This window comes from Actinomadura sp. WAC 06369 (genome assembly GCF_003947565.1).
In the GTDB taxonomy this organism is placed as follows: domain Bacteria; phylum Actinomycetota; class Actinomycetes; order Streptosporangiales; family Streptosporangiaceae; genus Spirillospora; species Spirillospora rifamycini.
Map to the genome: position 1 here is coordinate 1 of NZ_QHJN01000044.1, position 13,297 is coordinate 13,297.

The following is a 13,297-nucleotide window of genomic DNA, read 5'->3' on the forward strand; positions in this document are numbered from 1 at the left end:
CCACCACCCCCGACCGTCCACCGCCGGAGAAGGCCCCGCCGCCCGCGTCCCCCGGCGGGCTCGGGCCCGCCGGCATCGTCGCGGCCCTGGTCGCCATCGAGATCTTCGCCGTCTTCGAGACCGCGATGGCGCTCGCCGCCATCCCGACGTTCATGCGGGTCTTCGAGGCCGACTCCGCGGCCGTCGGCTGGACCGGCACCGCCTACCTGCTGGTCGGCGCGGTGTCGGCCGCGACCGCCGGACGGCTCGGCGACATCTTCGGCCGCCGCAACGTGCTCGTCGCCGTGCTGGCGATCGCGGCCGTCGGGTCGCTGATCAGCGTCCTCGCCACCTCGCTGTGGCTGGTGGTCGCCGGCCGCGGCGTGCAGGGGATGGCGGCGGGCGCGCTGCCGCTGTCGTTCGGGCTCGTCCGCGAGCTGCTGCCCGAACGCCGCGTCCCGTTCACGATGTCGCTGCTCGGCGGCGTCGTGCCCGTCTGCACCGGCGCGGGATCGCTCCTCGCCGGCCTGCTCATCGACCACGGCGGCTGGCGGAACATGTTCGTCGCGGCCACCGCGATGGGCGCGGCCGCCGCGCTGATCGCGCTGTTCGCGCTGCCCCGCACCCCGGGCATCGCGCCCCGGCCGTCGGTCGACGTGGTCGGCGCCCTGCTGCTCGCCCCGGGCGTCGGCGGCATCCTGCTCGGCGTCAGCCAGACCGAGGACTGGGGCTGGAGCGACCCGCGGGTGATCCTGTCGATCGCGGTCGGCGCCGCCGTCCTGCTCGCCTGGGTCGCCTGGGAGCGGCGCACGCCGGAGCCGCTCGTCAGCATCGACCTGTTCCGGAACCGGAAGGTGGCGCTGGCGACCGCGGCGGCCTTCATGGTGGGCGCCGGGCCGATGGGCGCGGTGTCGATCCTGTCGCACATGGTCCTGCAGCTGCCCGAGACGGCGCCGGTCGGGCTCGGGCTGTCCCCGACGGACGCCGGGTACGTGCTGCTCGTCGTCGCGGTCGTCGCCTACGCCGGGGCGATCGCGAGCGGGCGGATCGCCGGGAAGATGGGCGCCCGCCCCTGCCTGGTCCTCGGCACCCTCATCTACGCCGTCGGCATCTTCCTCTGGATGTTCCTGGACAAGTCCCTCGCCGGCACCATGTTCTGCCTGTGCCTCACCGGCCTCGCCAACGGCTTCGCGCTGACCGCGCTGCCGATCCTGGTCGTCGAGGCGGTGCCGGTGCGCAACACCGGCGAGGCCACCGGGGTCAACCGCGTCACGCTCAACACCGGCGTCGCCTGCGGCCTCGCCGTCACCTCGGTGATCCTCGCGACCTCGACCGTCGAGGGCACCCACATCCCGACGCAGGGCTCCTTCGTCACCACCGTGGTGATCTTCACGTGCCTGTCCCTCGCAGGCACCGTCCTCGCCCTGTTCATCCGCGGCGGCCGCACGACGGCGGCCGAACCGGAGCCCGCCCCCGCCGAGGCGTGACCCCGGCACCGCCCGTCCCGCACCGAAGACGAAAGGGAACGACCCGTCATGACGCAAGCGACTCCCGACCTGAACTGGCTGATCTCCGTCGACGACCACGTCCTGGAGCCGGGCCACCTGTGGCAGCGCTGGCTGCCCGCCAAGCACCGCGAGCGCGGCCCCCGCCTCGAGATCGACGCGGACGGCAAGGGCACCTGGTACTACCTCGACTTCGAGATGCGGGCGAGCGGGCTGTCCGCCTGCATCGGCCGCGACAAGAGCAGCTACAGCCCCGAGCCGCTCGGCTACAACGAGATGCGGCCCGGCTGCTACGACCCGGTCGCCCGCGCGGAGGACATGAACGAGGCCGGGATCCTCGCCTCGATGACCTTCCCGACGTTCCCCGCGTTCTGCGGCCAGACGTTCTACCGCGGCGCGGACAAGGAACTCGGCCTCGCCTGCATCGAGGCGTACAACAACTGGATGATCGACGAGTGGTGCGCGGCGGCCCCCGGCCGGTACATCCCGCTCACCCTCATCCCGCTGTGGGACCCGCAGAAGGCGGCGGCCGAGGTGCGGCGGGTCGCCGCACGGGGCGTGCGGGCCGTCGCGTTCAGCGAGAACCCCGAACCGCTCGGCCTGCCCACCATCAACGACCCGGACCGCTACTGGGACCCGTTCTTCCAGGCCGCCGAGGAATGCGGCGTCGTCATCTGCATGCACGTCGGCTCGTCGTCGCAGATCCCGTCCATCAACAAGGACACGTCCTTCATGGCGAACCTGTCGTGGGGCGCGGTGCGGACGTCCGGCACCATGCTCGACTGGCTGTTCAGCGGCGTGTTCGAGCGGTTCCCGAACCTCAAGATCTCCCTCGCCGAGGGCAACATCGGCTGGATCCCCTACTTCCTGGAGCGGGCCGAGCAGGTCATCGACAAGCAGCGGTACTGGGTGCAGCGCGGCGTCGACTACGACCCCGGCAAGGGCAGCAAGCAGGAGCGCAAGGACGGCGGCGCGCAGACGATCGACTACCTGAACTTCGACATCCGGCAGTCGTTCCGCGACCACGTCTACGGGTGCTTCATCGACGACATCGCGGGGCTGCGCAACCTCGACCTCATCGGCGAGGACAACGTGATGATCGAGACCGACTACCCGCACTCCGACTCGACCTGGCCGCACTCGATCAAGCTCGCGCACGAGCGGCTGGCCGGGCTGCCGGCCGAGACCCAGTACAAGATCCTGCGCGGCAACGCCGAGCGGCTGTTCGAGTTCACGCCCGCGGACACCGCCGCGCTTCCCGCGCCCGGCGGGACCGCGTGACCGGCGCCGCCATCGTGGGGCTCGGCCTGACCGAGCAGGGGCGCCGGCTCGGGATCTCCCCCCGGGAGCTGCGGCGGCGGGCGATCGACGCCGCGCTCGCGGACGCGGGCGTGCCCCGCGAGCGGATCGACACCGTCATCTGCTTCGGCGCGCTGCCCGAGGACCTGCGGTACGCGGGCCTGTCGCCGCGCTCGTCGTTCGCGCTGATGTCGGGCGGCGCGACGCCCGCCCTCTCGGTGGTGGTCGCGGCGGGGCTGCTCGCGAGCGGGCAGGCCGAGTACGTCCTCAGCGTCTACGGGGAGGCGTTCACCGGGGCGGCGCCCCGGCTGGAACCCCACCGCGGTGGCGGCGGCAGGTCGGACATCGGCGGGTACAGCTACGGCTACCCGTACCTGTACGGGCTGGTCGGGCCGGGCGCGGTCTACGCGATGGCCGCCCGCCGGTACCTCGACGCGCACGGCGCGACCTCGGCGGACCTCGCCGAGGTCGCCGTCGTGGAGCGCGGCTACGGCAGCGTCCGGCCGGGCGCCGTCGGGTACGGCGCGCCGATCACGGTCGCCGACCACCAGGCGTCCCGGATGATCGTCGACCCGCTGCGGCTGCTCGACTGCTCGCGGCCGACCGACGGCGGCGCCGCCGTCGTCGTCACCACGGCGGAGCGGGCGGCGGACTGCGCGGGCGCGCCCGTCGCCGTGCTCGGCGCGGGCACCGGCCACAACATCGCGAACTGGTGGGACGGGACGATGGCGGGCCGGTTCGGGGCGCTCCCGGACGCCGCCCCGCGCGCGTTCGGCCAGGCGGGCGTCGGCCCGGACGACATCGACGTCGCGCAGCTCTACGCGCCGTTCACGATCGCCACCCTCCTGCAGCTGGAGGAGTACGGGTTCTGCGGGCCGGGCGAGGCGCCCGCGTTCGTCCGCGAGGGGCGCACCGGGCCCGGCGGGACGCTGCCCACGAACACCGGGGGCGGGCAGCACTCGGGTTTCTACGCGACCGGCTTCACCCCGCTGTCGGAGGGGATCATGCAGATTCGGGGCGACGCGCCGACCGGCCAGGTGCCGGACGCGGAGCTGTGCCTGGTGAGCGGCAGCGGCGGCAACGGCGGCGTGCACGGCTCGTGGGCGCACGTCTCGCTCGTCCTCGGGAGGGCCCGGTGAGCGGGAGCGGGGCGCCGCGGCCGTTCCCCGGGGACGTCGCGCCGGACGCGGCGGACGCCGAGTTCTGGGCGGCGTGCCGGGACGGCCGGTACCTGGTGATGCGCTGCGGGACGTGCGGGCACGCGGTGTGGCCCGCCGGCGCCTGCCCGCGGCACGGCGCCGCGCCGATGGCCTGGACGGACGCGAGCGGGCGCGGCGCGCTCGTCACCTGGACGGTCGTCCACCAGCGGTACGCGACGTCGTTCGCGGGCGCGCCGCCGAACGTCGCGCTGGTGGAGCTGGACGAGGGACCGCTCGTCCACGCGACGGTGCTCGGCGCGGAACGGCTGGAGATCGGGATGCGGCTGGAGGTGGCGTTCGAGGAGATCGCCCCGGATGTCGTGCTTCCGGTCTTTCGCCCGGCCCGTGATCGGCCGCGCGGTAGCCTTTCCGGGTGACGTTGGAGCCAGGCTGGGCGGAACGCGTCGAGCGCGACGCCACCGCGCGTCCCCGCCCGGGAACGTTCGTCGGCCCGCGGGCGAAGCTCGTCACCGCCGGCCACCGGCTGCTGCTGGAGCACGGCGACTCCTCGTACACGATCGAGGAGCTCGTCCGCCGCGCGGGCGTGGCGATCAAGACGTTCTACCGCTGCTTCGCCAACAAGGAGGAGTTCCTCCGGACGGTCTTCACCACGATCGTCACCGACTCGACGCCGCGCATCCGCGACCACGTCCTGACCAGCACGGACGACCCCCTCGAGCGGCTGCGGCTCGCGGTGACCCGCCCGCTGGAGTGGCACCGGGAGAACGAGGCGCTCAGCCGGGTCATCGCGCACGAGCACGTGCGGATCGCCGCGACCAGCCCGGAGACGATCGCCGCGACGGGCCGCGCGTACGAGGCGCTGATGCGCGAGCTGATCGTGGAGGCGTCCGACGCGGGCCTGCTGTCCCCGGCGGACCTCGACTGGGACGTCCACATCATCACGTCGATGGTGACGAACTCGTTCCTGTCGCTGATCATCGGCATGGCCGATCCGCCGGACCGGCGGCTCCTCGCCGACAACGTGTGGCGCTTCTGCCTCACCGCCCTCCGCGCCCCCGCCCCACCCCGCCCCACCGCCCCCCTCACTTGACGGCGATCGGGTTGAGGGGGGAGCCGACCGCGTACGGGACGTTCAGGGGGGACGCGGTGAACAGGACCTCGTGGACGCCGTCGGCGGCGCAGTCGGCGGCGAGGTCCTCGAAGTCGAACATCTCGCCGAGGAGCAGGCCCATGTCGCGGAGCCAGCGGGCGCACTCCCAGGTGTGGCCCGGCGACCGGCCCGGCCCGACGTCGGCGCCGCGCCGCTGCAGGGGGAGGCGCCCGTCCGCAGCAGCAGGACGTCGCCCGCGGCGGTCAGCCCGCCCAGGTGATGTCGAAGACCCAGATGATTCCGGCCGTGTCGTCGACGTAGAAAGAGACCAGACCGAGCCCACCGAAGATGACTTGGCGGAACTCCGGCTCCCCCGTCTAAGCGGCCATGGCGTCCCAGGGACGTTCACAGACGTCGGCCAGCGCGGACACCAGCTCATCGAAGGCGTCGGTCGGCAATCCACCGATTTGAGCGAGCGCCGTTGCGTGGAGCTCGACGCGGAAGCTCAACGAGAACCGTCCCTGCGCCTGGCCGCCCACTCCGGAAATGCCTCATCCGCCGAGATGAAGTCGCCGGTCCCCGCACGAGCCTGCTCCGCCCGCTCCTTGAAGTCGGGTTGAGCGTAGGCGACCGCCCGGAGGTGCCACAGCCGCAGCACCTCCTGCAGCTGCCGGAAACGCCAGATCTCATGCGCGGCGTCGAGAGCGCTCCGGTATTCGTGGACGAACCGGTCCCGCTCTTCATGAGGCAGCCGACGCAGGATCTCCTCCGGGTCGAGTGGGCCGTGCTCGAGTGGATCAGCTGTCACTCCGCCCCTCCTCAGCGCTTCTCCTGCCCGCAATACCTTTGGCCGAGTCTACGGGCTCCGGCCGTGCCGCACGGCTGGATACCGTTCGCCGAGGACTCTCGCGGAGGGACACTCGGCTGATCTCGACGCTGGATCAGTCGCGGTCGAGGGTGTCGAGGTCGCGGGCGGCCTTGGCGAGCAGGTCGCGCATGGCGCGCTCGGCGTCGTCGGGGGCGGCGGCGTGGACGGCGTCGAGGACGGCGCGGTGGCTGGGCACCGGGTCGTCGTGCCGGCGGACGCCGTGGACGAGCCGGTCCCGCTCGGCGAGCCCGACCTCGATCACGACCTCCATGCGCTGCAGCAGCTCGTTGTGGGTCGCGGTGAGCAGGGCGCGGTGGAAGTCGAGGTCGGCCTGGACGGCGAGGGCGATGTCGCCGTCGGCCTCCGCCATGGCGCGCAGCGCGCCGTCGAGGGCGGCGAGGTCGTCGGCGGTGCGGCGGAGCGCGGCGAGGCGGGCGGCCTGCGGCTCGATGATGCCGCGGACCTCGGCGAGGTTCGCCAGGAACGCCTGGTCGTTGCGGTTGGCGAACTGCCAGCGGATGACGTCCGGGTCGAGCAGGCTCCAGTCCGCCCGGGGGCGGACGAACGTGCCGCGCTTCTGCCGGGACGCGACCAGCCCCTTCGCGGCGAGCACCTTCAGGGCCTCGCGCAGCGCGGTCAGGCTGAGGTCGAGCTCGGCGCCGAGGGCCGCCACGTCGATCGTGTCGCCGGGCTCCAGCTCCCCGGTCAGGATGCGGCGCGCGATCTCCTGCACCGTCTGGCCGTGCAGCCCTCGCTCCGAGTAGTGCACCACGTGCGGCGGTCCTTCCTGGTCGTCCGGCGAGCACTCTAACGGTGACCAGACTATCCATAAATTATGAATTAATATTGACAGGGCCGCCGGAGAGGCATTAGACAAGGTCAGCGGGCATCCGGGAACGATCCGGGCAGCCGGGAACGAGGAGAACGTCGATGAACCATGCCAAGCGCCGCAGGCGGCCGGTCGGCCGGGCAGTGCTCGTGCCGGCCCTGCTCGCGGCTCTGGTACTGGCGGTCACGGCCGCCTGCGACAGGGTGGGCGAGAACGGCCGCATCGGCGTCGTCTACCTCAACGCCGAGGGCTACTACGCCGGGGTCGAACGGGGGCTCGGCGGGGTGCTCGGGCAGGGGGCGGACCGGCCGCAGCTCGTCCAGACCAACATCCAGTCCGACCCCGCCAAGGAGAGCTCGTTCGTCAACACGATGAGCTCCGCGAAGGTCGACGCGCTCGTCGTGTCGCCCGCCTCGGCCACCGCGTCCATCCCGGCGCTGCGCCTCGCCCACGAGAGCGGCGTGCCGGTGATCTGCTACAACACCTGCGTCGAGGACGCCGCCGCGCGCGAGTACGTGGACGCCTTCGTGCTCGGCGACCCGTTCGAGTTCGGGCGGGTCAGCGGCGAGCAGATGGCCGCGCACTTCCGCGCCGCCGGGATCGCCGCCCCGAAGGTCGGCGTCATCAACTGCGAGCAGTTCGAGGTCTGCATCCAGCGCCGGCAGGGCTTCGAGAAGGCGCTGACCGCCGCCGTGCCGGGCGCGAAGATCGTCGCGAACCAGCAGGGCCTGACGATGGACGAGGCCGTGCAGCGCGGCGAGCAGCTCCTCACCGCGCACCCGGACATCGACGCCTTCTACGGCGAGGCCGGGTCGCAGATGCTCGGCGCCGTGCGGGCCGTCGAGGCGCGCGGCAAGACCGGGCGGGTCGCGGTGTTCGGCGGGGACATGTCCGTCGAGGCGGCCGGGAAGCTGCAGGACGGCCGCGTCCTCAAGGGCGTCGCCGACATCTCCGGCATCAAGGTCGGACGGCTGGCGGGCGAGGCCGTCGCGAACGTCCTCGCGGGGAACCCGCCCGCGGACCTCATCGTCCCGGCGCCCGTCGACCGCTACCTCGGCCCGCGGGACGGGGCCCGCTGGATGCGGGAGCACCCCGATGGCATCCCGTAGGCCGGCCGCGCGCCGCACGCCGTCGTCGTCCCGTCCGAGGAGAGAAGGAGCGCCATGAGCACGCCGCTGCTGCGCGTCGCCGACGTCACCAGGCACTACCCGGGCGTCCGGGCCCTGACGGGGGCGAGCCTGGAGATCGAGCCCGGGGAGGTCCGGGCGCTGCTCGGCCGCAACGGGGCCGGGAAGTCCACGCTGATCAAGGTGCTGTCCGGGGTGGAGCGCGCCGACGCGGGCACCGTCGAGATCGGCGGCGCCGCGCTCGGCGACGGCGGCGTCCGCCGCGCCGGGGAGCTCGGCGTGCGGACCGTCCACCAGGAGCTGAGCCTCGTGCCGGGCATGACCGCGGCGGAGAACCTGTTCCTCGGCGCCTGGCCGCGGACGGCGGCGGGCCGCGTCGACCACGCCGCGATGCGCGCCGCCGCCCGCGAGGTCTTCGACCGGCTGGGGCTGGCGGTCTCCCCCGACGCCCGCGTCGGCGCGCTGCCGCTGGCCGAGCAGCAGCTCGTGGAGATCTGCCGGGCCGTGCGCCGCGACCCGAAGCTGCTGATCCTGGACGAGCCGACGAGCGCGCTCGCCGCCGCCGAGGTCGAGATCGTCCTCGAGGCGGTGCGGCGGATCGCGGCGGACGGCGTCGCGGTGGTCTACGTCAGCCACCGGCTGGACGAGATCCGGCGGATCGCCCGCACCGCGACGATCATGCGGAACGGCGAGGTCGTCGGGACGGTCGACATGGCGGCCACCTCCACCGAGGAGGCCGTCGCGATGATGCTCGGCTCGGCGTACGAGGCCGCGGTGCGCCCGCCGTCGCGGGACGTGCGGCGGGACGGCGTCCCGCTGCTGTCGGTGTCGGGGCTGCGGGTGCCGCCGAAGGTCACCGAGGTGTCGTTCGACCTGTACCCGGGGGAGATCCTGGGGCTGGCGGGGCTGATGGGGTCCGGACGCACCGAGATCCTGCGGGCGATCGCCGGGTTCGACCCGGCCGCCGCCGGGACGGTCCGGATCGAGGGCCGCGCGGTGCCGCGCGTCACGGCGGCGGCGATGAAGCGGCGCGGCGTCGGCCTGACGCCCGAGGACCGCAAGGGCGAGGCGATCGTCCCGCTGCTCGGCGTCGGCGAGAACATGGTGATGTCGGACTTCCGGGCGGTCAGCAGCGGGACGTCCGTCGTCCCCGCGAAGGTCGACCGGGTCGCGCGCGGGCTGATCGAGCGGCTGTCGATCCGGACCGCGTCCGGCCGCTCCCCCATCGCCACGCTCAGCGGCGGCAACCAGCAGAAGGCCGTGATCGGCCGGTGGCTGCACGCGGGCAGCCGGATCCTGCTGCTGGACGAGCCGACCCGCGGCGTCGACGTCGAGGCCAAGGAGGGCATCTACCGGCTGGTCCGGGAGCTGGCCGACCAGGGCGCCGCCGTGCTGTTCGTGTCGGGGGAGCTGGAAGAGCTGCCGCTGGTGTGCGACCGCGTGATCGCGCTGCGCGGCGGGACGGTCGCGACCGAGTTCGCCGGCGACGACGTGACCGTCGACGCCGTCCTGTCCGCCGCCATGGCCGCGTGAGCGGCCGCCGGAACAACGAGGAGAGACCCATGACCACCACGCAGACCGCCCCGCCCGGCGGGGCGCGCACCGGCGGCGGCGCGGCGCGCCTGCTCCAGGGCCGGGCGCACCAGTTGAACGAGATCGGGCTGCTGGTCGCCATCGTCGTCCTGTACGCGGCGCTGACGAGCTCGGCCGCGGGGTTCCTGACGCTGGACAACCAGCTCGGCATCCTGCGGGACGCCGCGTCCGTCGGCATCGCCGCGTGGGGCGTCACGCTGGTGATCATCGCCGGGGAGATCGACATCAGCGTCGGCCCGGCGACGGCGTTCGCGTCGGTGCTGGTCGCGAAGGGCGCGACCGAGTGGGGGCTCGGCCCCGTGGGCGCCATCGCGGTGACGCTCGCCCTCGGCGTCGCGTGGGGCGCGCTCGCGGGCTGGCTGCGCGCCGCGTTCGACGTGCCGTCGTTCATCACGACGCTCGGCCTGTGGAGCGTCCTCGGCGGCCTCGGCCTGTACCTGACGGACGCGCTGCCGGTGACGCTCCCCGACAGCGGCCTGTTCGACGTGCTGGGCGGCGACGTCCTCGGCGTCCCGACGTCCGCGATCGTGATGCTCGTCCTGTTCGCCGTGTTCGCCTACATCGCGAAGTTCACCGCGTACGGGCGGTCGATCTACACGATCGGCGGCAACGCGGCGGCCGCGCGGCTCGCGGGCATCAACCTGACCCGCGTCCGGGTGCTGCTGTTCGCGACGACCGGGCTGCTGTCGGCGATCACCGGCGTGCTGCTCGCCGCCCGGCTCGGCTCCGGCAGCGGCGGCGCGGCGTCCGGCCTGGAGTTCGACGTGATCGCGGCCGTGGTGATCGGCGGGACGGCGCTCGCCGGGGGCCGCGGCGGGATGCTCGGCACCCTGCTCGGCGTCGTGTTCATCACCGTCATCGGCAACGGGCTCGTGCTGCTCGGCGTCGACTCCTTCCTGCAGAACGTGGTGCGCGGCGTGATCATCGTCGGCGCCGTGCTGATCAACGTGCTCGTCGCGCGGCGCGGCCGGGCGAACGCGGCGGCCTGAGAACCGGGGGTGCTCTCCATGGAACGAACGATGCGGGGCGTCTTCCTGCCCGGCGACTCGACGGCCGTGCTCCGCGCGTACCCGGTGCCGGAGCCGGGCCCCGGGCAGGTGCTGATCGAGGTCGGCGCGTCCGGGATCTGCGGCAGCGACATCGGCTTCATCTACCGCGAGTACAAGGGGTACCGGGGCGTCGACGGCCCCGCCTACCGCGGCGTGGTCGCGGGGCACGAGCCGTCCGGCCGGATCGTCGCGGCCGGCCCGGGGGTGCGGCGCTTCGGCGTCGGCGACCGCGTGATCGTGTACCACATCGTGGGCTGCGGCCTGTGCGACAACTGCCGCCGCGGGCACTACATCAGCTGCGGCGCCGGACGCGAGTCGTACGGGTGGCAGCGCGACGGCGGGCACGCCCCGTACCTGCTCGCGGAGGAGCGGACGTGCGTGCCGCTGCCGGACGAGCTGTCGTACGTGGACGGGGCGCTCGTCGCCTGCGGGTTCGGCACCGCCTACGAGGGGCTGCGGCGCGCGGGCGTCAGCGGCGACGCCGACCTGCTCGTCGTCGGGCTCGGCCCGGTCGGCCTCGCCGCCGGGATGATCGGCCGCGGGATGGGCGCGCGCCGGGTCATCGGCGTCGAGCCGTCGGAGGCGCGGCGCGCGTGGGCGGACGGGCTCGGCGTGTTCGACGCGACGCTCCCGGCGGACGACCGCGCGGCCGGCGCCGTCGCGGACCTCACCGGGCGCGGCGGCGCCGCCGTCACCATCGACTGCTCGGGCTCGCGGCCGGGCCGGAGCCTCGCGCTGGAGGCGGCCGCCGAGTGGGGGCACGTGTCCCTCGTCGGCGAGGGCGGCGACCTGGTGACCGAGGTGTCGGACACGCTCCTGCACAAGCAGCTCACGATCCACGCGTCCTGGGTGACGTCGCTGCCCGCGATGAGCGAGCTGGCTCGCAACCTGGTCGGCTGGGGGCTGCGGCCGGAGAAGGTCGTCAGCGACGTCTTCGGGTTCTCCCGCGCGGACGAGGCGTACGCGCTCGCCGCCGGGAGCAGCAAGGGCAAGGTCGTCCTCGTGCCGGACGCCTCATGACGGAAGTCCGGACCGACGCCTCCGGCCCGTACGAGGTCGTGTGGCTCGACAACGGGGTGCTGCGGCTCGGGATCGTCCCGGCGCTCGGCGGGCGGCTGCTCGCGCTCGTCCATGAGGGCGAGGAGCTGCTGTGGCGCAACCCCGCCCTGCTGGACGACCGGCTGCACCCGGCAGGCGGGCACCGGCCCGCGCGCACGTCCGGGCCGATGGCGAACTGGCGCAACTTCGGCGGCGACAAGACCTGGCCGGCGCCGCAGGGCTGGTCGTCGGACGCCGAATGGGCGGGGCCGCCGGACCCGGTGCTCGACTCGGGCCCGTACGGGGCGGACGTCCGGACCGGTCCGGGGTTCGCGGCGGTGACGCTGACCAGCGAGCACGACCCGCGGACGGGGCTGCGGCTGCGGCGGGAGATCCGGCTCGCCGCCGGGGCCGCCTACGACCTGCGGCTGACGGCGGTCAACGAGACGGCCGCGCCGGTGCGGTGGGCGCTGTGGAACGTCGCCCAGTACCCGGGCGGCGGGACGGTCCGGGTCGAGGTCGCCCCGGGCTCCGCCGACCCGGTCGAGCTCGCGGTCGGGACGGCCGCGCCGGCGTGGACGCGTCCCGGACCCGGTGCGATCGAGGTGCCGGCCCAGGACGCCGTCGGCAAGCTCGGCTTCCCCGGCGCCACCGGGCGGCTGGCCTACACCCGCGCGGGGCGGCGGCTGACGATGGACTTCGGCGTCCGCGACGGGGCCGCCTACCCCGACGGCGGGTCGCGCGCCGAGGTGTGGATGGAGCACCCGCTGCCCCGGCCGCTGGACCACCTCGGCGGGCTGAACCCGCCGGACCGGATCGTCGAGTGCGAGGCGCTCGGCCCCTGGGAGCCGATCGCGCCCGGCGGGGCGACGTCGCTCGCCGTCCGGGTGGGCGTGGAACGCGCGCCGGACGCGGAGAGCGACGCGGAGAGCGAGGAGACGCGAACGATGGAGACGGGGGGACGATGACGTCGTCTGCGGGGGAACGGCCGGCGTCCGCGGGGGAGCGGCCCGTCGCGGTCGTGACGGGCGCGGCGGGCGGGATCGGCGCGGCGACCGCGCGGCGGCTGGCGGCCGACGGGTACGCCGTCGCGCTGCTCGACGTCGCGCCGGAGGTCGAGGCCGTCGCGGCGGAGCTGCCCCGCTCGCTCGGCGTGCGCTGCGACGTCGGCGACGCCGCCGACTGGGAGCGGGCCGCGGCCGCCTGCCGCGCGGCGCTCGGCCCGGTCGACGTCCTGGTCTCCAACGCCGTCCGCTACGAGCCGGGCGCGGCCGGCGAGATGCCGCTCGAGTCGTGGCGGCGGCAGCTCGACGTCACCCTCACCGGCACGTTCCTCGGCGTCCGGGCCGTCCTGGACGACCTGCGCCGCAGCCCGCGCGCGTCGGTCGTCGTGGTGTCGTCCGTGCACGCCGCGTTCGGGCTGCCCGCCCGCCCCGCGTACGCGGCGGCGAAGGCGGGGCTGACCGGGCTGACCCGGCAGCTCGCCGTCGAGTACGGCCCGGGGGTGCGGGTCAACGCCGTCCTGCCGGGGCCGGTGCTCACCGCGCAGTGGGACGGGATCGGCGAGGACGACCGGGAGCGCAGCGCCGCCGAGACCGTCGCGGGCCGCCTCGGCCGCCCGGAGGAGGTCGCCGCCGCGATCGCGTTCCTCGCCGGACCGGACGCCTCGTTCGTCACCGGCGCGTCGCTGTTCGTCGACGGCGGCTGGAGCATCACCAAGGGGTCGGCGTGACCGCCGCGACCGTCGGGCGGCGCACCGC

14 protein-coding genes are annotated in these 13,297 nt (G+C 74.3%); 11 read left to right on the top strand and 3 right to left on the bottom strand.

Annotated features, from left to right (window positions below; all coding sequences use genetic code 11):
* The 5 genes from DMH08_RS14415 to DMH08_RS14435 form a co-directional block, all read left to right on the top strand.
* A partial coding sequence (locus tag DMH08_RS14415; protein WP_125614620.1) for an MFS transporter occupies window positions 1-1,466 on the top strand: 1,466 nt, incomplete at its 5' end.
* Between the two features lie 48 nt (window positions 1,467-1,514).
* Window positions 1,515-2,765, top strand: coding sequence for an amidohydrolase family protein (locus DMH08_RS14420; protein WP_125614624.1), 1,251 nt, complete (start codon window positions 1,515-1,517; stop codon window positions 2,763-2,765).
* Window positions 2,762-3,922: a thiolase family protein gene (locus tag DMH08_RS14425; protein ID WP_026404313.1), complete on the top strand. Its 1,161-nt coding sequence runs from the start codon at window positions 2,762-2,764 to the stop codon at window positions 3,920-3,922. The genes DMH08_RS14420 and DMH08_RS14425 overlap by 4 nt, the downstream gene beginning before the upstream one ends.
* Complete coding sequence (locus DMH08_RS14430) at window positions 3,919-4,359, top strand: Zn-ribbon domain-containing OB-fold protein (protein WP_026404312.1); 441 nt, start codon at window positions 3,919-3,921, stop codon at window positions 4,357-4,359. Before DMH08_RS14425 ends, DMH08_RS14430 begins: the two co-directional genes overlap by 4 nt.
* On the top strand, window positions 4,356-5,033 hold the full coding sequence (locus DMH08_RS14435) for a TetR/AcrR family transcriptional regulator (RefSeq protein ID WP_125614626.1): 678 nt from the start codon (window positions 4,356-4,358) through the stop codon (window positions 5,031-5,033). The genes DMH08_RS14430 and DMH08_RS14435 overlap by 4 nt, the downstream gene beginning before the upstream one ends.
* Here DMH08_RS14435 and DMH08_RS40125 read toward each other — a convergent pair.
* The 3 genes from DMH08_RS40125 to DMH08_RS14445 form a co-directional block, all read right to left on the bottom strand.
* Window positions 5,026-5,175 carry a hypothetical protein gene (locus DMH08_RS40125; RefSeq protein ID WP_157433127.1) on the bottom strand — a complete coding sequence of 50 codons (150 nt, stop codon included), beginning with the start codon at window positions 5,173-5,175 and terminating at the stop codon, window positions 5,026-5,028. The genes DMH08_RS14435 and DMH08_RS40125 overlap by 8 nt on opposite strands.
* A 363-nt stretch (window positions 5,176-5,538) precedes the next feature.
* Window positions 5,539-5,841 carry a DUF6247 family protein gene (locus DMH08_RS14440; protein WP_026404311.1) on the bottom strand — a complete coding sequence of 101 codons (303 nt, stop codon included), beginning with the start codon at window positions 5,839-5,841 and terminating at the stop codon, window positions 5,539-5,541.
* A 133-nt stretch (window positions 5,842-5,974) separates the two neighbouring features.
* Window positions 5,975-6,673: a FadR/GntR family transcriptional regulator gene (locus tag DMH08_RS14445; RefSeq protein WP_034519851.1), complete on the bottom strand. Its 699-nt coding sequence runs from the start codon at window positions 6,671-6,673 to the stop codon at window positions 5,975-5,977.
* A gap of 158 nt (window positions 6,674-6,831) precedes the next feature.
* On the opposite strand from DMH08_RS14445, the gene DMH08_RS14450 reads away from it, so the two are divergent.
* The 6 genes from DMH08_RS14450 to DMH08_RS14475 are packed head-to-tail and all read left to right on the top strand — an operon-like array spanning window position 6,832 to window position 13,269.
* On the top strand, window positions 6,832-7,839 hold the full coding sequence (locus DMH08_RS14450; protein ID WP_125614629.1) for a substrate-binding domain-containing protein: 1,008 nt from the start codon (window positions 6,832-6,834) through the stop codon (window positions 7,837-7,839).
* Window positions 7,840-7,893: 54 nt separating this feature from the next.
* Window positions 7,894-9,390: a sugar ABC transporter ATP-binding protein gene (locus tag DMH08_RS14455; protein WP_125614632.1), complete on the top strand. Its 1,497-nt coding sequence runs from the start codon at window positions 7,894-7,896 to the stop codon at window positions 9,388-9,390.
* A 29-nt stretch (window positions 9,391-9,419) separates the two neighbouring features.
* Window positions 9,420-10,439: an ABC transporter permease gene (locus DMH08_RS14460; protein WP_125614635.1), complete on the top strand. Its 1,020-nt coding sequence runs from the start codon at window positions 9,420-9,422 to the stop codon at window positions 10,437-10,439.
* Between the two features lie 18 nt (window positions 10,440-10,457).
* Window positions 10,458-11,519, top strand: a complete 1,062-nt coding sequence (locus DMH08_RS14465; RefSeq protein WP_199747789.1) for a zinc-dependent alcohol dehydrogenase family protein — start codon at window positions 10,458-10,460, stop codon at window positions 11,517-11,519.
* Window positions 11,516-12,505, top strand: a complete 990-nt coding sequence (locus DMH08_RS14470) for a DUF4380 domain-containing protein (protein WP_125614638.1) — start codon at window positions 11,516-11,518, stop codon at window positions 12,503-12,505. The genes DMH08_RS14465 and DMH08_RS14470 overlap by 4 nt, the downstream gene beginning before the upstream one ends.
* A complete protein-coding gene (locus DMH08_RS14475) occupies window positions 12,502-13,269 on the top strand; it encodes an SDR family NAD(P)-dependent oxidoreductase (RefSeq protein WP_125614641.1) in 768 nt (255 codons plus the stop codon). Before DMH08_RS14470 ends, DMH08_RS14475 begins: the two co-directional genes overlap by 4 nt.
* Window positions 13,270-13,297 lie beyond the last annotated feature (28 nt).